Genomic DNA, 20,593 nt, shown 5'->3' on the forward strand with positions numbered 1-20,593 from the left:
TACACCTTAGTTAAAATACTTTAGGAGGAGGAGGCGCCAATACTTCGCGGTTGCCGTTGTGGCCTGCACCACTGACAATTCCACTCATTTCCATTTGTTCCACCAAACGGGCGGCGCGATTATAGCCAATACGGAAGCGTCTTTGTACACCTGAAACCGAAGCTTTGCGGCTTTCTGTAACAAAAGCCACCGCCTGATCAAACAGCGGATCGGATTCGGCATCATCACCTTCCATACTCTCGCCCGGCAGCAAACTATCTTCCGATGGCTCACCGTTTAAAATCTCGGAAATGTAATTCGGTTTACCACGGCGTTTCCAGTCCGATACCACTGCATGCACTTCATGGTCATCCACAAAAGCACCATGCACACGGGTAGGCACACCAGAACCAGGCGGCAGATACAACATATCGCCCTGACCTAATAAGCTTTCCGCGCCCTGCTGATCCAAAATAGTTCTGGAGTCAATTTTTGACGATACCTGAAAGGCCATACGGGTTGGAATATTGGCTTTAATTAACCCTGTGATCACATCCACAGACGGACGTTGTGTTGCCAGAATCAGGTGAATACCGGCAGCACGGGCTTTTTGCGCTATACGGGCAATCAGCTCTTCTACTTTTTTACCGACAATCATCATCATGTCGGCAAATTCGTCAATGACCACCACTATAGAAGGCAACTTCTCCAGCTCTGGTGGCATGGTCATCATATTATCGCTTGGCTTCCAAATCGGGTCACGAATAGGTGTACCTGCAGCTATAGCGTCCTGAATTTTCTGGTTGTAGCCTTTTAAGTTACGCACACCCAAAGCCGACATCAGTTTATAACGACGTTCCATTTCACCAACACACCAGCGTAAGCCATTGGCTGCTTCTTTCATATCTGTGACTACTTCGGTCAGCAAATGCGGAATACCTTCATAGACAGACAATTCCAGCATCTTGGGGTCAATCATTAAAAAGCGCACATCTTCAGGCGTAGATTTATACAGCAAACTACAAATCATCACGTTGACGCCCACAGACTTACCAGAGCCTGTAGTACCGGCAACCAACAAATGCGGCATACGGCCTAAATCCGCCACTACAGATTTACCGGCAATATCTTTACCTAACACCATAGTTAAAGGTGATTTGGACTGAATAAAAATTTCGTCGCCTATCACTTCAGATAAACGTACTATTTCGCGGAACTGGTTTGGAAGCTCTAAACCTATATAGGATTTACCAGGGATCACTTCTACTACCCGCACGCTGATAGCAGATAAAGAACGGGCTAAATCTTTGGATAAACCGGTAATTTTACTGACCTTCACGCCTGGTGCTAAATCCAGCTCAAAACGGGTCACTACAGGGCCAGGCAATACAGCCACCACTTTGGCATCGACACCAAAATCCAGCAGTTTGGTTTCCACTAAACGGGATACCCGTTCTAAATCAGCTGGGTCTATCGGATTAGTGGCCTTGTCAGGTCTGTCTAACAAAGCTAACGAAGGTAAATCATCCGGACTGAAATGAGCCGCTTCCGGTGTATCGTCTTCTTCCTCGTCGACAATCACAGGCTCAACCACAGCCTGACGTTCTACCTCTGCAAAACTTTGTTCCAGATGCTGCAATTGCTCAGGATAATAAGCATCGTCCACAGCAGAAAAACTTAAATCATCATCGGCCAGCGTATCGACACTGACAAAAGCCACAGCTTCGGTTTTTTCATCCAAAGGTGGAAAAGGCAAAGGCTCTACCCGTTCTACCCCGGGGAAATAAGCCCGGCTTGGCTGAGTTTGCACTTCTTCAATCTCTGGCAAAGGAATTTGTACTTCTTCAGGTGCAACAAAGGCCGGATCTGTGGCGTCGTTACGAACCGGGCTTAATCTGATAATTTCCGGCACTACAGCAGGTTCGGTGTGCGTCAGTCTGGACACTTCAGTGTCCATTTCTGGTTCACGACGCTGTTGCGGTACTGTGGATTCGGTTTGAAAGGATAAAGGCGACGCAGCTTTAGCCGCAGAACGCTGCGCCAGATAATGTCCTAAACGGGTTGGAGCCTGATACAAAGCCACCAGCATACGCATAGTTAAAGCGCCCAACTCATCCGCCACTGTGACCCAGGAAATACCTGTAGCCAAAGTTAAGCCCATAGATAAACCACAAAGCAGCAACAGTATGGTGCCAATAAAATTAAAGTTCGGCATCAGCATAGAAGTGACAACATCCCCTACTACGCCGCCGGATGAAAAATAGAAAATATCGTTGAAGTTAATGCTGCTGATGGCGCTGGCACAGAGGATAGTTAAAACTAAACCTATAAGGCGTAAACCCAGGATCAGAAAGTCCATCTCCATCAGCGCTTTAGCGCGGCGAGTTAACAAATAACCAGCAAAGGCCACCAGTGGCGGCACTAAATAAGCTATCCAGCCAAAGGTAAATAACAGAATATCAGCAATCCAGGCGCCTTTAGGCCCTGCGTAATTATGCACAGCAGTTTGATAACCCGCCTGAGACCAGCTTGGGTCGGCCGGATCGAATGACATCAAAGCCAATAACATAAAGGCAGCTAAACCAAAGCTGAGGATTAACCCGACTTCAGATAAACGCTGCATTCCGTTTAAAGAAAACAATAATTTGGCTCGCAACCTTCTGGCTTCACTCAACACAACAAGTCCCATTTATTCTAAGAATTCTACCCACTTAAGATACCAGAGAGACAACTCTGATGCACCCCTTTATGGCCGCATAACCTGAAGCTACAGCCTTATTGACTATAACTACAGCGACTAAGGCTTATATAAACTTTAACGCCTGAACACCGGCTGTACAAACCCCCTGCGTCTTTGATGCTATAGCCCTATTGAAGACGCCTGAATCAGTTCACCGCAATAAAAGTGGTCTGTTTTACTTCTTCCATTACCACATAAGTACGGCTTTCGCGCACACTGGGTAAACGTAATAAGGTTTCGCCCAACAATTCACGGTAAGCCGCCATATTAGCAACCCGGGTTTTGAGTAAGAAGTCGAAACTACCGGACACTAGATGGCATTCCTGTATCTCATGCGACTTCTGCACCGCTTTGCTGAACTCATCAAAATCCTCGGGTGAGGTTTTACTTAAGGTGATCTCAACAAAAACCAGTAACGCGGAACCTACTTTATTCGGGTCGACCTGTGCTGTATAGCCCAGTATATAACCTTCGGCTTCTAATTTACGCACCCGTTCCAGGCAAGGAGTGGCGCTGAGCCCTACCCTTTTGGCCAATTCAACATTGGCAATACGGCCATCCTGTTGTAATTCAGTCAGAATTTTACGGTCGATCCGGTCTAATTTTTTAACACTTTTACTGGTTTCGTACATAGCAGATAAAAATTTCACTTTTGAATTTATAACGGGATTTATAACTGCACTTCATCGAAAAAACAACAGGTAAAACTACAAATCTATAACTATACTAGGCAAAAATTTTACCCAACCCTACACAGGCGGAATATCATGATTATTGGCGTACCTAAAGAAATTAAAAACCACGAATACCGCGTCGGTATGACCCCAGCCAGCGTGCGTGAACTGACGGCTCTGGGCCACAGCGTTATTGTTGAACACAATGCGGGCAGTGGCATTGGTTTTGGTGACGACGCCTATCAAGCCGTTGGCGCAACAGTATTAGCCACTGCAACTGAGGTTTTTGCTCAGGCGGACATGATTGTAAAAGTAAAAGAGCCTCAGGCTGTCGAGCGCGCCATGCTGCGTGAAGGCCAAATCCTGTTTACTTACCTGCACTTAGCACCGGATCTGCCACAAACAGAAGACCTGATCAAATCCAAAGCTATTTGTATTGCTTACGAAACAGTGACAGACAACCGTGGCGGCTTACCTTTATTAGCCCCTATGTCTGAAGTTGCTGGCCGTATGTCTATTCAGGCTGGTGCCCGTGCACTTGAAAAATCATGTGCTGGCCGCGGTATGTTGTTAGGTGGCGTACCAGGTGTTGAACCAGCCAAAGTGGTTATCATTGGTGGCGGTATGGTCGGTACTAACGCAGCTCAGATGGCTGTAGGTATGGGTGCTGACGTAGTAGTCCTGGACCGCAGCGTAGACGTATTACGTCGTATCGATGCTCAGTTTAACGGTGCAGTCAAAACTGTGTACTCCACTGTAGATGCGCTGGAAAAACATGTATTGTCTGCTGACTTAGTCATTGGTGGCGTACTAATTCCAGGTGCTGCAGCTCCTAAACTGGTGACTGCAGATCATATCAAACGTATGAAACCAGGTTCAGCCATAGTGGACGTGGCAATCGATCAGGGCGGTTGTGTAGAGACCTCTAAAGCCACGACTCACGCTGAACCTACCTACATTGTGGATGACGTAGTGCACTACTGCGTAGCCAACATGCCAGGCGCAGTGCCACTGACTTCTACTTTTGCACTGAACAACGCCACTTTGCCATTTATTATCCGTTTAGCTAACAAAGGCTACAAACAGGCATTGCTGGACGACGCACACCTGTTAAACGGCTTAAACGTGATCAACGGTCATGTGGTAAACCAACACGTCGCTGATGCGTTAAATCTGCCATTTGTTGAGCCTAAGCAAGCTTTAGCTGCACTGTAATTTGTACAGCACTTCTTGTCAGGGCGGCCTTAGGGTCGCCCTTTTTTTTTACTGCAAATTCCGTTAGTCTTTCTGCTTGATTCTCAAAGGGTTCTTCTGATGAACTATCTGTTATCTGCACTTTTTGCTTTAAGTTTTTCTGTTGTTGCTGTTGAAGATATCCAGTTTGAAAAAGAATGGATCAAAGTCGGCCACCTTGAACTGGAAGTAGAACTGGCCTTAACCACAGAGCAACGCGCCCGTGGCCTGATGTATCGCGATAAAGTAGAAAACGGCATGTTATTTATTTACGACGAAGAGCGCATATTGTCATTTTGGATGCTGAACACCAAAGTGCCACTGGATATAGCCTATATCAAAGCGGACTGGACCATAGAGCCAATACAATTCCTTTATCCCTATGATAAAAAAGGCAAAAAATCCCAAGGCCCGGCCATAGGAGCTTTGGAAATGCCGCAAGGCTGGTTTAAAGCTCAGGGTTTAGCAGCTGGCACTAAGATTATCCGCTGTGGGAAGAAGTGTGATTAAGTTGCAGTCGCTGCGAAGCGGCATTGCAACATCTACATAAGGCAGATCTATAGCAGGAAAAAATCTGCTTGAGAGGATTAAGCCCTCTGTTGATGAGTAAAGGAAGAGCTTCGGGTATTGGACGGATAAAACCGTTCCCGCACTTTCATAAAGGGGCTTTCTACCAAAAAGTACAGTGCCCAGCCACAAAAAATACTCACAGTCATAATAATGGTTACACCCAAGCCCCCATTAATATCAATGCCATATTCTGTGAGTGGCGCTTTCAGCACTTGAAATAAGGGTTTGTGGATCAAATAAATCGCATAGGACCAAAGTGCAATGTATGTGGCGCCGGGAATTCGTATACGGTTCAGCCAACAACCAGGGCTCAGGGCTGCGAGTACAAGAATTGAAAAGCTGATTGCCAGAAATGAATAACCAAAGGTCGCTACCTGGAATGTGCGGCCATAGCCGCTGATGTACTCATAGTTCAGAAATACATAAAACATGGTTCCCACACTTGCCAATCCGGCGAGCAATAGCAGATTACCTCTGCGTAATAGTGCTGCATAAACAGTGGGATGAAAGTTTTTCAATAAAGCAATGGCCACACCGGGCAGTAATTCATCAAAGCGGGTAAAGCTTGAGTAATAAATATGTTCCATAAAAGATCGAGCGGAGATGTTCTCTTCGCCATGTGCATACCAATTAAATCCACGCAGAAACATAGCCAGCAACATAGCGCCAACAATAGCCGTCCAGGCGAGGCCAATAGAACGTCGGCTATACGCGATGAGTAATGCAATAACGGGAAAGATTAAATAAAACTGTTCTTCAATACACAGCGACCAGGAGTGAGTAAAAGTTTCTCCCGGACCTAATCCCAGATTTTGAGTAAAAGTTAAAAATGACCAGATCGGTGCAGTCGCAGTGCCGCCGAGCGCCACAGGAAAAATGAAATAAAGCCCGAGCACAAAATAATAATTAGGTAGAGTGCGCAGAAAACGGCGAATGTAAAACAGCTTGAGTGAAAAATCCTGCCCTTTGGAAAAGGCCGACAGGATCTGGTTACCAATCAAATAGCCACTCAATACAAAAAACAGATCAACCCCTGTCCAGCCCACTGAACTGATAAAGCCAAACAGATTTTCACGGCTGACAACGACCTTGTAGTGATAAATCAGTACTATGATAATAGCGATGGCACGCAGCGTGTCCAAGCCGTTAAGGCGACTTTTATCAGAAGCAGAACTATCCATGTTAGTGCTTATCCCTTGGGTGGATGAGAAGTGGCTGTTGATGTTTAGTAAGCTATAAAAAGACTAATTAAATACCCGTAATAGCAAGATCCAAAGCTGCGACAATCTGATCTCTGAAATGCGCGAGAGAACCTACCGGCTTCCTCAGCTGCTTTTGTGGTATCGACGCAACTTGTGGCGTGAGTAACAGCAATTCTTCGCCATCGAAACTTATCTGTGGCGTCAGTCCCTTCATTGCTTCGCCACCAAAAGCTGAACTTCTGCCCAAAGGAACAACGATACGAGTCGCAAGGCTAGTAAGCACGGCACTTTGAATATCAACCAAATAGGGATAATGGACTTTGCTGTGGCTACCGGGGTTAGCATACACATCAAACTGAGCCATCAAAAGCTCCTGAATTCATCACCAAAACAGCCATGTTGTTCAACGAAATCGTTGTAGCTTTTAATGGCTGCACTATTCTCTTTAACCCACTGAGCCGCTTCGTACTTCGCCAACTCTTCTTTCAGTGCTCTCTCCAGGGTGGCGGAAAGATTGATATTCAACGCCCGGCTTTTAAGCAGCAGATCGCTATTCACACTGAGATTCGCTGCTTTTTTTGGTGCTGCTACATCATAAAAATCGGCCATAAAAGCCTCCGTATTATTATCCATTCGATAAAAATAGCATATGCGCATCAATATGCGCAGGCAAGTATATTTAACCTCTCACTATGAGAGGCACTAATCTGAATTTAAAAAAACTTTGTCGCATATCATCTTGTTTCCATAAACAGCGCTAAGGCGGTTCAGATATTCACCTCATGTGAAAACAAGGAAGAAAGGCAACGAACTATGGCAGATCATTTAAAAGACAAAGAAAAAGAACACTCCGCATTATCACTGCTTGTTAATCAGTGGGGCTTTGACGAGAAGTTAATACCTAAAGCTTTACAGACTATTGGCAGCATTTAATAGCCCCCATCGTGAAGAATGGAAAACTTATAGAGGTTTATCTGTAACTGAGTGAGAAAAATATTAGTACTTGTACAAGTGCAATAGCTTGATGCTATTGCACACTAAAAACCCTGCCGATCAAAGATTAAAAGGTTCCTGATCATCCCGCAGCAGCAGAATTTCGCTAAAGCCCATTTTGACAAAAGCGTTTTTGCGATAGTCCTTCAGCGCACCTGTGCCTTTGGCGGTCATGGCGACTTGCTGCTCCATTTTACGAAACGCAGTGAGGTCTATGCCTTCGGCTGCTGCTACGGCCTCGTAGCTATCGGCGTATTTGTCGTAGCTGAAGGGAATTTTTTTCCATTCACCTTTGAATTTATAACTGATATGTCGCGCCATCTTCCAGCTCCTTGTGTTGTGCAGCCAGCTGTTCTTGCTGCGCTAAGGTTTGCTGTTGTTTCAGTGCCGGTGCTGCATACATTTGCTGCACATAGGATCTTAATTCTGTCGGTAATGAAGCCATTTTGGTCTGATACCACAAACTGTCTTCACCAGGGTCCAATTCTACGTCCATTTCTGCGGCTAAATAATTAACCGGATATAACCGATAACCAGCCCAGATTTGGCGGTCAATCTCCGCAGCTAAAGCGGCAGGGTCCTGAAAAACAGCCTGAATGGCTTCGCCAAAGTGCACATGCACCCGGCCTTTTTGGCCTACTATGCCCTGCACTATGCTTTGAATATCTTCCATTTCAGATTTTTTGTATTCACCCGTGCTGGCAAGCATATACAGCTCATTGGCTTTGGCCTGATCCAAAGGGTCAAATTCATAAGATAAACACACTGGCACTATATTCAGCGACTGCATATAAGTCGCAAAATCCATACCGCGTTTTTTACCTTCGATATTAAACATTTTTAAAATAGCTTCGTCGGTTTGGTCCAGGCCATCTTTAGCCCGGCCTTCTTTTTGCGCTATCCAGATAGAGTGACCCGTCTCAAGAGAATCTTTGATATAAGCCGACAAATGGCCCAAAGCTTTCAGCATTTCGCGGGGGGCTTTAATAGAGCGCTTAACGATAAAGCTTTTATTCAGCTTCATCAGCTCGGTGGCGCAAGGCATCTTCAGCAGATTATCGCCTATGGCAATACGCACAGTGTCCATGCTCTTTTGATGCAAACACCAGTTCAGCAATGCCGGATCCATAGCAATGTCGCGATGGTTGGATATAAATAAATAAGCTTGTTTTGGATCCAAGTGTTCCAGACCACTGACACTGACACCCGCCGAACTTTTCTGCAGGCTTTGCTGTAAGAAGTCTGCCACCATATTTTGCACATCGGCCACAGTCCGCAGGCCTTTGGCTTTGCGCGCCAGTAACCAGCGCAATACAGGAGTAAACAAATAACGAACGGTTTTAGGCCAGTTGGCCAGACGGTAATTTAAAATGGCATGCAAAAAATCGGCGTCGTCCAATAAACGACTAATCGCTTCTGGTACTTCATGGTCAAAATAAGGGCGAATATCCTGAAAAGGATCCGTTTGATTTGGCACAGCTTTTAAACCCAAAGTTGTAAATGAGCCCTATTCTACCCGTTGTCAGACGGATCACCAGAGCAATCTGGCCCGATCACTTTGCAGTTGATGTTTTATTAGGCACTTTTCTTTAAATCAGGCAGTCAGAGCGTAAAGAGGCGCAAATTGCACCGGCATTAAACGGTTTTGTTGCACGCGAACCAGCTGACCTGCAGCTAACTGCTTGCCGTTTAGCAACTCCATCGATTCGAGCAGCAGGCAATCCACCATAGGGTCAGCTTTGGCCACCAACAACACTTTAGCCCGGCTTGCACCTTCAAGTTTGGCGATACTCATTAAGTTGGTGTGACATTCGATACCGGAGAAGTTAAACAAGTGACTTTTTTGCACAGGAGCTTTGACAAAACTCAGAGCAGCCACGGCCTGAGCAGCTACTGTCAAGAGTTCAGTATCCGGCAATAAGCCTTCCAAAGCTTCAGCAAAATCCATCAGCAGCTGGGCTTGTTCCATACACAGGCGCTGCTGCTCTGGTAACATTTTCAATTCTTTGGCACTAAAGGCCGTTTGAATATGGTGGCTGTTTGATAACTGCAACACCAAACGGTCTTGCTCATCGCAATACTGCCAGCACCAGTCAGGGCATAAAGACAACATACTCAATCCTTGTGAATTCAAGATGTTGCCTTTCTACACTTGTTTCTAACGCCTGTTAAAGATTATTTTGGACTAAGATTCAGGGATCCAAAATTGATCGGTATATGGGCTATTTCAGGCTTTCTACGATCTCTTTGATCAAAGCAGGTCCCTGGTAAATAAAGTTAGAATAGACCTGAACCAGGTTAGCGCCAGCGTCCATTTTTTCCTGTGCAGCTTTGGCTGAATCTATACCACCTACGCCAATAATAGGGAGTTGTGGGCCTAATGCAGCGCGGAACTGGCGGATAATTTCTGTACTTTTTTGTTGCACTGGCAAACCGCTTAAACCGCCCATTTCATTGCCATATTTCAGGTGTTGCACTGAGCTTTTATCCAACGTGGTGTTGGTCGCAATTACGCCATCCATTTTGCTGCGAAGCAAAGTTTCAGCCACTTGCTGCACTGCCACTTCGTCCATATCAGGCGCTATTTTGACAAAAATTGGCACATATTTGTCTTGCTGAGCCTGTAAATCCAGTTGCTCATTTTTCACCGCCTGCAATAAATCAAACAGCGCATCACCAAATTGCAGATCCCGTAAACCCGGTGTATTAGGTGACGAAATATTGACCGTGATATAGCTGGCGTGAGCATAGACCTTACGCATACAGGCAATGTAGTCGTCTTTGCCCTGCTCGTTTGGCGTGTCTTTGTTTTTGCCAATATTAATGCCAAGCACACCTTTGTAGCTGGATTTTTTAACGTTCTCAACCAGATAATCCACACCTTTGTTATTAAACCCCATACGGTTAATAATGGCGTTAGCTTCAGGTAAACGGAATAACCGAGGTTTGTCATTACCAACCTGAGGCCGGGGTGTCACTGTACCTACTTCAATAAAACCAAAACCCATCTGGCCAAAAGCGTCGATGCAATCGGCGTTTTTATCCAGGCCAGCAGCTAAACCTACTGGATTATCAAAATGAATACCGGCTACTGTGACAGGTTTTTTTGGTAAATCCTGACGCCACAGCAGTGATGCCGGGGTATTTTTTAAATGCTTTAAGCTGCCAAGGGCCAGGTGATGTGAAAACTCAGCATCTGTACAAAACATTAAAGAACGCGCCAGTGAATAGAACATAACAACCTGCTTTTATCAGTAAAGGGGGAAGGCAAATACCATAGTGTGCTGTAAAAAACACCGGCCCTAAAAAGAGCCGGTGTATTCTGGCTGGAACCTGAATTATTTCACAGGGTCACAGTGGTGGCTGAGTAACATCAACTCACGCAGTGCCACAGAGAATTTAGCAAATTCATGACTCTTCGTGGTTTTGAACTCGGCCAGCATATGGCGCCAGCGAGTCAGTACTGGTTCATGTTCAGTGACCCAGCTGCCGATCACAGCTTCTGCATCACAAGCTCCTGCACAACCACGTATTACTACTGCAGATAAAGCACGTTGTTGCCAGTCCAGCTCTTCGCGGTATGAAGCGCGGGCCAGAGCCTGCCAGTGGTTTGCCACAGGTTGCTGAGTAATTTGCTCCAGGAACCAGTGCAGATCCAAACGATCACCCAGCTTGAAGTAAATTTCTGCGCTTAACAGCAGAGAATTTTTCTCCGCATCAGCCACCTGAGCAATATCCATGACAGAGAAACAGGTACTCAGCTGAGCTAAATAACGGGCAACATCAGCAGGTACGCCTTGTTCAATAAAGGCTTGCTCGTTGGCTGCAAGTTGCTCTGCTTCAGCCGGGGCCAGCAATTTCTGCAGGTTATTGCTGATTTCAACAAAAGCAGGTTTGAAGAAATCAATAGTCTGCTGGATATCCAGCGCTTTGTTACGGTGACGTAAGAACCAGCGCGTGGTGCGGCGCATAGTACGGCGTAACTGGTGGAACAATTTAATTTGCAATGCAGCAGGAATGACGTTGTCCAGATCTTCCAGTTTGGTCCACACCGTTTCCACATCAAACAAATCGCGGGCTATGGTGTAACAAACTGCAACTTCAGCCACAGAAGAACCTGTTTCTTCCATCATACGCTGAGCAAAGTTAGCGCCCATATCGTTGACCATCAGGTTTGCCAGTTTGGTGGCGATGATCTCAGCCTTTAACGGGTGAGTTTCCATTTCTTTGGCATAACTCTGCTGTAACATTTTTGGAAATGCAGTAAACAGATGGCGTTTGAAGTAACTGTTTTCATAAATTTCCGGCAATACCAGCCACTCTTTCATCACCATTTTGCCGTAAGCGGTCAGAATGGCCAGCTCAGGTCGGGTTAAACCCTGACCTTTAGCAGTACGTTCTGCCAGGGCTTCGTCTGAAGGTAAAAACTCCAGTTCACGGTTTAACTTGCCATCTTTTTCCAGTGCATGGATAAAGCGGGTGTATTCCTTCATCTGCTCAGCGCCCAGCACTGAAGACACAGAAATACTCTGAGTTTGACGGTAACAGTCGTTAATAACAATGTCGGCCACATCGCTGGTCATTGCTGCCAATAACTCGTTACGTTGCTTCAGCGTCATATCACCGCTGGCCACCAGAGCGTTTAACAGAATTTTGATATTTACTTCGTTATCTGAACAGTCCACACCACCCACGTTGTCAATAAAGTCGGTGTTGATACGGCCACCATTGTTAGCGTATTCAATACGGCCACGCTGGGTAGTACCTAAGTTGCCACCCTCGCCTATCATCTTAGCTTTCACGTCTTTACCGTTAACGCGAACTGCTTCTGAACCACGGTCGCCCACTTCTGCATGAGTTTCGTCAGTGGCTTTGACATAAGTGCCGATACCACCGTTCCAAATCAGATCCACTTCCATCATCAAGGCGGCGCGGATAAATTCGTTAGGCGTCAGGCTGACTGCAGTAGTGCCTAACATCTGCTGAATTTGTGGAGTCAGCTTGATGGACTTGGCGCTACGGGCAAACAAACCACCACCTTCTGAGATCAACGACTTATCGTAATCATCCCAGGTAGAAGTTGGCAGGTTAAACAAACGTTCCCGCTCAACGAAGGTTTTAGCTGCATCAGGATTCGGGTCAACAAAAATGTGCATATGGTTAAATGCAACCTGCAGACGGATATGTTTGGATAACAGCATACCGTTACCAAAGACGTCACCGGCCATATCACCTATACCGACACAAGTGAAATCTGTGGTCTGGCAATCAATGCCTACTTCACGGAAGTGACGTTTCACCGACTCCCAGCCACCACGGGCTGTAATACCCATACCTTTGTGGTCGTAACCGTTAGAACCACCTGATGCAAAGGCATCGCCTAACCAGTGGTTGTATTCAGCAGAAATCGCATTGGCAATATCTGAGAAAGTCGCTGTGCCTTTATCGGCAGCAACTACTAAATACGGGTCATCTTCGTCCAAACGCACCACAGATTTAGGCGGAACTATCTGGCCTTGCACTATGTTGTCTGTCACGTCTAATAAACCACGGATAAAGGTGCGGTAACATTCTTTACCTTCGTTTAAGAAGGCATCACGGCCGCCTGTTTCTGGTAATTTCTTACAAACGAAACCACCTTTAGCACCGACCGGTACTATCACAGTGTTTTTTACTTGCTGAGCTTTTACCAAACCCAAAACTTCTGTACGGAAGTCTTCACGACGGTCTGACCAACGCAAACCACCACGGGCTACTTTACCGCCGCGTAAATGCACACCTTCGACGCGCGGTGAGTACACAAAAATCTCAAAGGCTGGTACTGGTAATGGCATATCCGGCACTAAAGACGACTTCACCTTAAAGGAGATGTAGCTCTTCTGCTGACCTTGTGCATTGGGCTGGAAGTAGTTAGTACGTAAGGTCGCCGACATCATGGCAACAAAACGACGGATAATACGGTCATCATCCAGGTTCACTACGTTGTCTAACTGCTCGTTTAACTGCTTTTCAATGGCTTCGATAGCAGCTGCATCACCGGTGTTTTCCGGGTCGAACTTGGTGTTAAACAGCTGCACTAACAAATGCGCCAGTTTTGGATAACGGGCAAAAGCGTTTTCTACATAAGACTGGCTGAAAGTACCGCCGATCTGACGTTTGTATTTAGCATAAGCACGTAATAACGAGGCTTCACGGCCTGTTAAACCAGCGCCTAAAATCAGACGGTTAAAGCCGTCGTCTTCCAGATCGCCTTTCCATACTTTGGCAAAAGAATCCTGGAAAGATAACTGCGCCTGTTCGAAGTCCGTTGGCATAGCGCCGTTGACTTCCATAGCAAAGTTTAAGATCCAGCTGACAGAACCATCCGGGCAACGCACGGCATAAGGGGTTTCGCCAATCACACGTAAGCCAAAGTTTTCCAGAATAGGCAATACATCAGATAAGTGAATTGGGTGATCTTTATGGAACAGGTTCAAACGCACAGCTTTGCTGTCGTTACGCTCTTCCTGTGGACGATAAAACAGCATGTCCAGACGGTGTTCGTCGTTGAGCGACTCAATTTTTTCAATGTCAACCAAGGCATCGTTTGGCAACATTTCGTCTTTGTAGGACGAAGGGAAAGCGGTCAGGTACTTGCGACCCAGTTCACGGCCACGGGCTTCGCCATAATGCCCAACCAGCGCAGCTTCCAGCTTATCTTCCCAGGTACGGGCCGCTTCGACTAAATTGCGTTCAATTTCTTTCACATTAAACTCGATATTGTTATCGTTGATCCGAACGAAATAATGGGTACGTGCCAACACAGATTCAGAAAAATAGGTAGTGAACTCTACTGCTTCAGTGCTGCCCAAAGACTGCGCCAGAATTTGTTGCGTGACTTTACGCAGCTGAGTGTTGTATCGCTCACGGGGTACATACACCATAGCTGACACAAAACGGCCAAAGGCGTCTTTGCGTACAAATAAACGTGTCATGTCACGTTCCTGCATTTGCAGTACGCCTGTCGACACATCCAACAGTTCGTCTGTGGTCGCCTGGATCAACTCATCACGTGGATAAGTTTCCAGAATATTCAGCAGTGCTTTGTAAGCATGGGTACCCTGAGCAAAACCAGACTTGCCCATCACTTTAGCCAGCTTGTTCTTCAATAACGGAATATCAGCAGCGCTGTTGTTGTATAAAGAAGATGAATACAAACCAATAAAACGGTCTTCCCCTATCACATGGCCTTTGTCGTCAAAACGCTTAATACCGACATAGTCTATATAGGCAGGACGATGCACACGGGATTTATTATTGGTTTTGGTCAGGATCAGTAACGAAGCATTTAAAGCTTGTTTACGCGCCTGCTCTGGTAAATCAGACAACATTAAATCTCGTGACGTAGAGCGGCGCATTAAACCTAAAGCGCTGTCGTTGACACTTTCAATTTTATGATCGCCTTCCACCGCTTTGATGCGATATTCACGATAGCCCAGTAAGGTGAAATTGTCTTTTGCCATCCAGTTTAAGAATTCGACGGCTTGATCCAGTTCAGTTGCATTCACCGACGCTTGTTTTGGCAAGTCAGCTATCACCTGCAACAATTTTGCACGGATAGGTTTCCAATCCTGCACAGCTAAAGACACATCTTCCATCACAGACTGCAGTTCAGAGGTTAAGCCTTCTACAGCTGCCTTGTCTGTCATGCGATCAATTTCGATATGGAACACAGTTTGTTCTGCGCTGGCTTGCTCTACAGTGCCCAGCTTAAAAAAGTCCGTGATGTCGTTTTTATCGTTACGGAGCGTTTGTAATGGGTAATGCAACAACAAATGAGTGGTAATGGACTGACGGGTTAACGCCATACGAACAGAGTCCACTAAAAACGGGCTGTCTTTCACCACTATTTCTACGATAGTGTGTTTAGATTCCCAACCGTGTTTTGCAATTTCAGGGTTAAATACCCGGATCAGTGCAGTCCCTCCGGTATGACCATTAAAGCTTTGCCATAAGCTAAGCGCAGCGCCATATAAATCGCTGTCGTTACGACCAAACAAATCTTCATGAGACATATTGCCATACAGAGTGTGGGCAAATTTTTCGACCAGTTCGACCTGATCTTTGACTTTAGAACGAATAAGCTTACTTACATTTTGTAGTAGTACAGAAGGTTGACCGTCTATCAGTGCCATTTTTGTATCCTTTTTTGAAACCTCGGCCTGTTGATACCGGGTTTACTTACATACAGAGCGTGTCAGGTGCGAAGTTTATTGAGTATTGACGGGCTTTTCGAGCTTTATTTATGTCTTTGTTACTGGTTGTACCAGAGTAAAAATAGCTGATTTGACAAGTTATTCATCCGCTGTAAATAGAAAATGGCCTTACGGCCATTTTCTTGTTTAAACATGCAACTTTTTACATAAAAAAAACTAGTTATTTTTTCGCCAGAAAAAGGCTGCAAGCGCTGGTAATACCAAAATTGCACCCAACATGTTCACTAAAAACATAAAGGTCAGCAGTATGCCCATATCCACCTGGAATTTCAGCGCTGAGAATACCCAGGTGCTGACGCCAATAGCTAAGGTAACACCCGTAAACAATACCGCACTGCCCGTTTCTTTTAATGCAGTGAAATAAGCCTGACGCAGTGGCATACCATCACGCAGCAATTGTGTCATGTTCGACAGGATATAAATACCGTAGTCGACACCTATACCTACCCCAAGCGCTATCACCGGCAAAGTGGATACAGTTAAACCTATTTCCAGTTTGGTCATAAGTGCGGTAGCCAGCACCGATACCACATACAGCGGCACTATGACGGAAACAGTGGCTTTGACAGAGCGGAAGCTGATTAAACACAGCACTATCACTGCACCATAGACATACCACATCATAGGCGTCTGGGCCGCAGCGACCGCTTCATTGGTGGCAGCCATAACACCTACAGGGCCTGAAGCTAACTTAAACTTCACTTCATCTGTGCTGAGTTCGGCGCCCGCTTTTTTCGCAGCAGCGACCACAGTTTCTATGGTTTCGGCTTTATGGTCGTTTAAGAACAGGATCACCGGCATTACAGAACAGTCACCGTTCAGTAACCCCGTACTGGTTTCTACCCTGCTGGAGGACTGCACCAGGCTTTCTGTGGTACGGGGCAATACTTTCCATTTCATATTGCCTTCGTTATAGGCAGCATTGATGGACTTGGACACGGAAGCCAGCGACACAGCAGACTGCACTCCTGGCACGTTTTCCATTTGCCACTGGAACTGATCCACCCTGTTCATCACATCATGGAAAGTACAGCCATTGGCTGGTGTTTCCACCATGACATTGATGTAATCCACTGAAATCGCATAACGGTCTGTGATCAGGAAAGTGTCCTGGTTATAGACTGAACTTTCATGCAAGGCAGGAGCACCAGGGTGCAAATCACCAATTTTCAGGTAGGAACTTTGCTGCCAACCCAAAGCAAAGAGCGCAGCCGTAGCTAATAAAATGATTACAGCATATTTAGGCGTAGCAAAGGCCGATAAGTTGTACCAGAACTTTTCAATACGAGGATGAGGCGTCTGTACTTTCTGCTTGTACTTGTCGCTGAATTTGACATAGGACATCAACACAGGCAATAAGATCAGGTTAGTCAGGATAATAATACCCACACCTAAACTTGCCGTAATAGCCAGCTCACGAATCACACCAATTTCAATAATCAACAGTGTTAAAAAGCCAACTGTGTCGGATAACAGCGCAATACCGCCTGGGATCAACAACTTACGGAAGCTGGCCTGAGCTGCAGTTTTTGCATCCATACCCAAAGCGACGTTTTTACCTGTGGCGTTGATCATCTGCACGCCATGACTGACACCTATAGCAAACACCAGAAAAGGTACCAGGATCGACATAGGGTCAATACCAAAACCTAAGACGGTCAGGGTCCCCATTTGCCAGATCACAGCAATCAATGAGCAAACTATCGGCAATAAAGTCAGCATTACTGAGCCGCTGAACAAGTACACCATAATAGTGGTAATAACGATGGCCACAGCAAAAAAGGCCAATACGCCTTTAGCACCGTCAGCTACATCACCTACCATTTTGGCAAAACCTATGATATGCACGGTCAGATTTTCGTTTTGGTACTGACCGCGCACCTGCTGTTCAAGCTCTGCAGCAAATTTGATGGTATCAAGTTTTTGTTGGGTATCAGGGTCTACGTCCAGTAGCTGCGCTGTTACCATAGCGCAGCTGAAATCGTCAGCCACCATACGGCCAACAATACCTGCTTTCTCCACATTGGATTTAACCACAGCCAAGCCTTCTGGCGTAGGGGCGAACTCCGCAGGAATTACAGGACCACCGGCAAACCCATCTTCTACCACCTCAACAAAACGCGTGCTGGGGCTGTACAAAGATTTCACCAGACTACGGTCTACTCCCGGCAGGTAATAAATTTGATCATGGATTTTTTTAAAAGATGCAAAAAAATCCGGGTTAAAAATGTTGCCCTTAGCATCACAAACCGACACCAGAATATTATTTGCTCCGCCAAAATCTTTGGCGTGTTGCATATAAGTCTGCATATATTCGTGCTGCAGCGGGATATTCTTGGTAAAAGCAGCATCCAGTTTGATCTGGCTGGCTTTAAATAATAAAAACAAAGTGGCGAGTACAAAAAGTACAATCACAGCAGGTCTGTGACGGAATAATACCGTCTCGCAGCTGGTTACAATTCGGTTCAGACTCATGTTATTCCGGCTTCTTGATTGCTAAGGTTCGAATTCCAGCTTCGGTCACTAATACCAGCTGATCCTTGACTGCGACGGCATTCAAAATGGCTTTACTGTCTTGTGTTGGCACAGAGGTAAAACTGACACCATCATCCTGACTGACTAACAAAGTACCTGCATTACCCGTCAGATAAATAGTGTCTGCGTCAGTCAACACACTGTTTAATGTGCTGCTTTGGCCATGTTGTACTTCTTGCCAGCTTTGGCCCAGATCCGTACTTCTGAACACATTGCCGCGTAAACCTGCTGCAATCAGCGTGTTTTTTGCAGTCATAGCCAGGCCAAATAAAGAGCCATTGTAAAATTGTGGATGACGGGTCCAGCTTTTACCAAAATCTGAACTGGTCGCAAAAAAGCCCGCTTCACCAATTATATACAGCACATTGTTGTGCTGATAGATGCGGTTAAAATGCGGCAATACAGATGAGCGTTCATCTAAATATGCTTCAGGATCGGTTTCCTGCAGCTCTTTTAAATACTCCTGCTCCTCAGTGCCAACCAGTTCCAGATGAAATTCATCTGACCAGCTTTTACCGCCATCAGTGGTTCGGTAAAACATGCCATAAGCACCTAAAGCTATGCCATTGTTGGCATCAGCAAATAAAATATCAAACAGAGGTTTGTCCGTCTCTGGTTTAAATTGCTGCAACTGCCAGCTTTGACCACCGTCTTGCGTGGCAATAATAGTAGCGTCGTGCCCCACTGCCCAGCCGTGCTTGTCATCGGAAAAATAGACTGAAGTAAACAAGCTTTGTACAGGGGTCTGAATTTGAGTCCAGTGGCTGCTGTCTTTACTGACCAACACATGACCACGATCGCCCACAGCAACAAAAAGCTGGTCATTGACGCGGATTAAATCCGTCAGTACAGCTTTTTCAGCCAAAGGCATCATGTAAGAAGGCGTTGGTGCCGCAGAGGCAGCGTGAATTTGAGTTGTCAGCAGCAAAGCTGTGACAGAGGATAAAAGTTTAACCTTCATTAGAGTTTTCACTCAGCATCAATTTAAAAACAAAAACGGTTGGCATAAAGCCAACCGTTTATTCAATGTTGACAGATTAACGTGTACCTTCACGGCGTAAGGCCGCTGGGGTAAAGTCGTTGTCTGTTAACGGCACAGAGAAGTCATACATCTTGTCTTCGTTGTCTAAACCAATCGCAATATAACGACGGGTATTCAGATCGTGGAAAACTTCCAGCGTACTCCAGTGTGTTGGTACTTCGTAGTAGTTCAGACCATGAGCCACAGCAACACGATATAACTCGCCTCTGTTGTCATACAAGTCAGCTACGTGAACCTGCCAGCTGTCTTCATCGATAAAGAACACTCGTTTGCCATACACATGGCTGGTGCCACTTTTCAGGTTGGCTTCCACCACCCAAACACGGTGTTTTTCCCAGCGAACGTACTCTGGATTGATATGACCTGGTTTAATCAAATCCGCATATTTCACGTCTTTGCTGTGCAGTTTATAACTGTTGTAAGGAATAAACAGCTCTTGTTTACCCACTAACTTCCAGTCATAGCGGTTTGGTGAACCGTTAAACATATCAAAGTCATCTGTAGTACGCAGACCATCTGACGCTGTACCTGGTGCATCATAAGCGACGTTTGGTGCGCGACGTACACGGCGTTGACCTGTGTTATAGGTCCATGCCTGACGAGGTGTTTTTACCTGGTCCATAGTCTCATGCACTAAAAGCGCTGTACCAGCCAGACGAGCTGGTGTAGTCACAGCCTGCTTAAAGCGGAACAGAATATTTTCTTTTTCCAGCGCTTCAACTGTCGCATCAGGCGCTGAATACTTGAACATAATTTGTTCATCAAAGCCGATGGTCACGTAGTCACCAGAGGCTGTAGGTGCAACCTGACCGCCGTTACGGCTGGCTGCGACACCACGGAAACGTAAAATATGGTTCCAGATAGCCTCTAAACCGTTCGCAGGAATTGGGAAAGGAATACCAATGGCTGCATTAATGATACCGTTACCGCCTTCAACCAGTTCTGCATTTGCTGCAATTTTCTTTGTTGCATCATAGACATACTGTGGGTAAGACGCGGTACGGCGGCTTTGGTACACATTCATTTTGTAACTGTCTGGGTAAGCTTCAAACAGTTTGATTTGTCCGGGACTCAACATGTTCTTGTATTGAGCCAGATTGGACTTATCAATAGTAAACAGTACTTTGTCGCCTGCAAATGGATCCGGGTGGTGATCACCTGGTTTGTAACCCGCAGGGGCAGCTGTAATACCACCTTCCCATGCCGGAATACTGCCATCAGCATTACCTGCCTTTTCCGCGCCAAGCGGCGTCAGATCAGCCCCCAGACGGGCCACCTGATCCGGTGTTAACTTCGCAATAGCACCACAGCTAAGAACCAGCGCAATAGTGGATGCAATCAGGGTGAGTTTTTTCATAATGGTTTTCGCC

At 45.9% G+C, this 20,593-nt stretch carries 15 protein-coding genes; 2 read left to right on the forward strand and 13 right to left on the reverse strand.

Annotated features, from left to right (window positions below; genetic code table 11):
• Positions 1 to 10: 10 nt before the first annotated feature.
• Together J2W69_RS04410 and lrp are read right to left on the reverse strand one after the other, a co-directional pair.
• Entirely contained in the window at positions 11 to 2,602 is a 2,592-nt protein-coding gene (locus J2W69_RS04410) for a DNA translocase FtsK (RefSeq protein WP_310274923.1), read from the reverse strand.
• Positions 2,603 to 2,865: 263 nt separating this feature from the next.
• Complete coding sequence (lrp, locus tag J2W69_RS04415; protein ID WP_310275085.1) at positions 2,866 to 3,351, reverse strand: leucine-responsive transcriptional regulator Lrp; 486 nt, start codon at positions 3,349 to 3,351, stop codon at positions 2,866 to 2,868.
• Between the two features lie 135 nt (positions 3,352 to 3,486).
• Here lrp and ald point away from each other — a divergent pair, with 135 nt between their 5' ends.
• Positions 3,487 to 4,608: an alanine dehydrogenase gene (gene ald / locus J2W69_RS04420; protein WP_310274926.1), complete on the forward strand. Its 1,122-nt coding sequence runs from the start codon at positions 3,487 to 3,489 to the stop codon at positions 4,606 to 4,608.
• 99 nt (positions 4,609 to 4,707) lie between these two features.
• Complete coding sequence (locus J2W69_RS04425) at positions 4,708 to 5,136, forward strand: DUF192 domain-containing protein (protein ID WP_310274928.1); 429 nt, start codon at positions 4,708 to 4,710, stop codon at positions 5,134 to 5,136.
• Positions 5,137 to 5,213: 77 nt separating this feature from the next.
• Here the strand turns inward: J2W69_RS04425 and J2W69_RS04430 are convergent, their stop codons facing one another.
• From J2W69_RS04430 to J2W69_RS04480, 11 genes are all read right to left on the reverse strand, one after another.
• Positions 5,214 to 6,377, reverse strand: a complete 1,164-nt coding sequence (locus tag J2W69_RS04430) for an acyltransferase family protein (RefSeq protein ID WP_310274930.1) — start codon at positions 6,375 to 6,377, stop codon at positions 5,214 to 5,216.
• Between the two features lie 67 nt (positions 6,378 to 6,444).
• Positions 6,445 to 6,762, reverse strand: coding sequence for a CcdB family protein (locus J2W69_RS04435; RefSeq protein ID WP_310274932.1), 318 nt, complete (start codon positions 6,760 to 6,762; stop codon positions 6,445 to 6,447).
• Positions 6,762 to 7,007 (reverse strand): type II toxin-antitoxin system CcdA family antitoxin, encoded by a 246-nt coding sequence (locus tag J2W69_RS04440; RefSeq protein ID WP_310274934.1) that lies wholly within the window; start codon positions 7,005 to 7,007, stop codon positions 6,762 to 6,764. The genes J2W69_RS04435 and J2W69_RS04440 overlap by 1 nt, the downstream gene beginning before the upstream one ends.
• Positions 7,008 to 7,451: 444 nt before the next feature.
• Positions 7,452 to 7,712 carry a DUF2960 domain-containing protein gene (locus tag J2W69_RS04445; protein WP_300930440.1) on the reverse strand — a complete coding sequence of 87 codons (261 nt, stop codon included), beginning with the start codon at positions 7,710 to 7,712 and terminating at the stop codon, positions 7,452 to 7,454.
• Positions 7,690 to 8,868 (reverse strand): lysophospholipid acyltransferase family protein, encoded by a 1,179-nt coding sequence (locus tag J2W69_RS04450; RefSeq protein WP_310274936.1) that lies wholly within the window; start codon positions 8,866 to 8,868, stop codon positions 7,690 to 7,692. The genes J2W69_RS04445 and J2W69_RS04450 overlap by 23 nt, the downstream gene beginning before the upstream one ends.
• A 117-nt stretch (positions 8,869 to 8,985) precedes the next feature.
• Positions 8,986 to 9,504, reverse strand: coding sequence for a cell division protein ZapC domain-containing protein (locus J2W69_RS04455; protein WP_310274938.1), 519 nt, complete (start codon positions 9,502 to 9,504; stop codon positions 8,986 to 8,988).
• A gap of 109 nt (positions 9,505 to 9,613) precedes the next feature.
• Positions 9,614 to 10,627, reverse strand: coding sequence for a quinone-dependent dihydroorotate dehydrogenase (pyrD, locus tag J2W69_RS04460; RefSeq protein WP_310274940.1), 1,014 nt, complete (start codon positions 10,625 to 10,627; stop codon positions 9,614 to 9,616).
• Positions 10,628 to 10,729: 102 nt separating this feature from the next.
• A complete protein-coding gene (locus J2W69_RS04465) occupies positions 10,730 to 15,565 on the reverse strand; it encodes an NAD-glutamate dehydrogenase (protein ID WP_310274942.1) in 4,836 nt (1,611 codons plus the stop codon).
• 237 nt (positions 15,566 to 15,802) lie between these two features.
• Positions 15,803 to 18,121, reverse strand: a complete 2,319-nt coding sequence (locus tag J2W69_RS04470; RefSeq protein ID WP_310274944.1) for an efflux RND transporter permease subunit — start codon at positions 18,119 to 18,121, stop codon at positions 15,803 to 15,805.
• A 1-nt stretch (position 18,122) separates the two neighbouring features.
• Positions 18,123 to 19,142 carry a WD40/YVTN/BNR-like repeat-containing protein gene (locus J2W69_RS04475; protein WP_310274946.1) on the reverse strand — a complete coding sequence of 340 codons (1,020 nt, stop codon included), beginning with the start codon at positions 19,140 to 19,142 and terminating at the stop codon, positions 18,123 to 18,125.
• 76 nt (positions 19,143 to 19,218) lie between these two features.
• Complete coding sequence (locus J2W69_RS04480) at positions 19,219 to 20,580, reverse strand: DUF1329 domain-containing protein (RefSeq protein ID WP_310274949.1); 1,362 nt, start codon at positions 20,578 to 20,580, stop codon at positions 19,219 to 19,221.
• Positions 20,581 to 20,593 lie beyond the last annotated feature (13 nt).

The sequence above is a fragment of the Rheinheimera soli genome, assembly GCF_031457405.1.
GTDB lineage: Bacteria > Pseudomonadota > Gammaproteobacteria > Enterobacterales > Alteromonadaceae > Pararheinheimera > Pararheinheimera soli_A.

Excerpts from the sequence above, each read along its gene's own strand:
- J2W69_RS04410 (WP_310274923.1), bottom strand. The coding sequence starts at position 2,602 with ATGCAGCGTTTATCTGAAGTCGGGTTAATCCTCAGCTTTGGTTTAGCT.
- lrp (WP_310275085.1), bottom strand. The coding sequence starts at position 3,351 with ATGTACGAAACCAGTAAAAGTGTTAAAAAATTAGACCGGATCGACCGT.
- ald (WP_310274926.1), top strand. The coding sequence starts at position 3,487 with ATGATTATTGGCGTACCTAAAGAAATTAAAAACCACGAATACCGCGTC.
- J2W69_RS04425 (WP_310274928.1), top strand. The coding sequence starts at position 4,708 with ATGAACTATCTGTTATCTGCACTTTTTGCTTTAAGTTTTTCTGTTGTT.
- J2W69_RS04430 (WP_310274930.1), bottom strand. The coding sequence starts at position 6,377 with ATGGATAGTTCTGCTTCTGATAAAAGTCGCCTTAACGGCTTGGACACG.
- J2W69_RS04435 (WP_310274932.1), bottom strand. The coding sequence starts at position 6,762 with ATGGCTCAGTTTGATGTGTATGCTAACCCCGGTAGCCACAGCAAAGTC.
- J2W69_RS04440 (WP_310274934.1), bottom strand. The coding sequence starts at position 7,007 with ATGGCCGATTTTTATGATGTAGCAGCACCAAAAAAAGCAGCGAATCTC.
- J2W69_RS04445 (WP_300930440.1), bottom strand. The coding sequence starts at position 7,712 with ATGGCGCGACATATCAGTTATAAATTCAAAGGTGAATGGAAAAAAATT.
- J2W69_RS04455 (WP_310274938.1), bottom strand. The coding sequence starts at position 9,504 with ATGTTGTCTTTATGCCCTGACTGGTGCTGGCAGTATTGCGATGAGCAA.
- pyrD (WP_310274940.1), bottom strand. The coding sequence starts at position 10,627 with ATGTTCTATTCACTGGCGCGTTCTTTAATGTTTTGTACAGATGCTGAG.
- J2W69_RS04465 (WP_310274942.1), bottom strand. The coding sequence starts at position 15,565 with ATGGCACTGATAGACGGTCAACCTTCTGTACTACTACAAAATGTAAGT.
- J2W69_RS04470 (WP_310274944.1), bottom strand. The coding sequence starts at position 18,121 with ATGAGTCTGAACCGAATTGTAACCAGCTGCGAGACGGTATTATTCCGT.
- J2W69_RS04475 (WP_310274946.1), bottom strand. The coding sequence starts at position 19,142 with ATGAAGGTTAAACTTTTATCCTCTGTCACAGCTTTGCTGCTGACAACT.
- J2W69_RS04480 (WP_310274949.1), bottom strand. The coding sequence starts at position 20,580 with ATGAAAAAACTCACCCTGATTGCATCCACTATTGCGCTGGTTCTTAGC.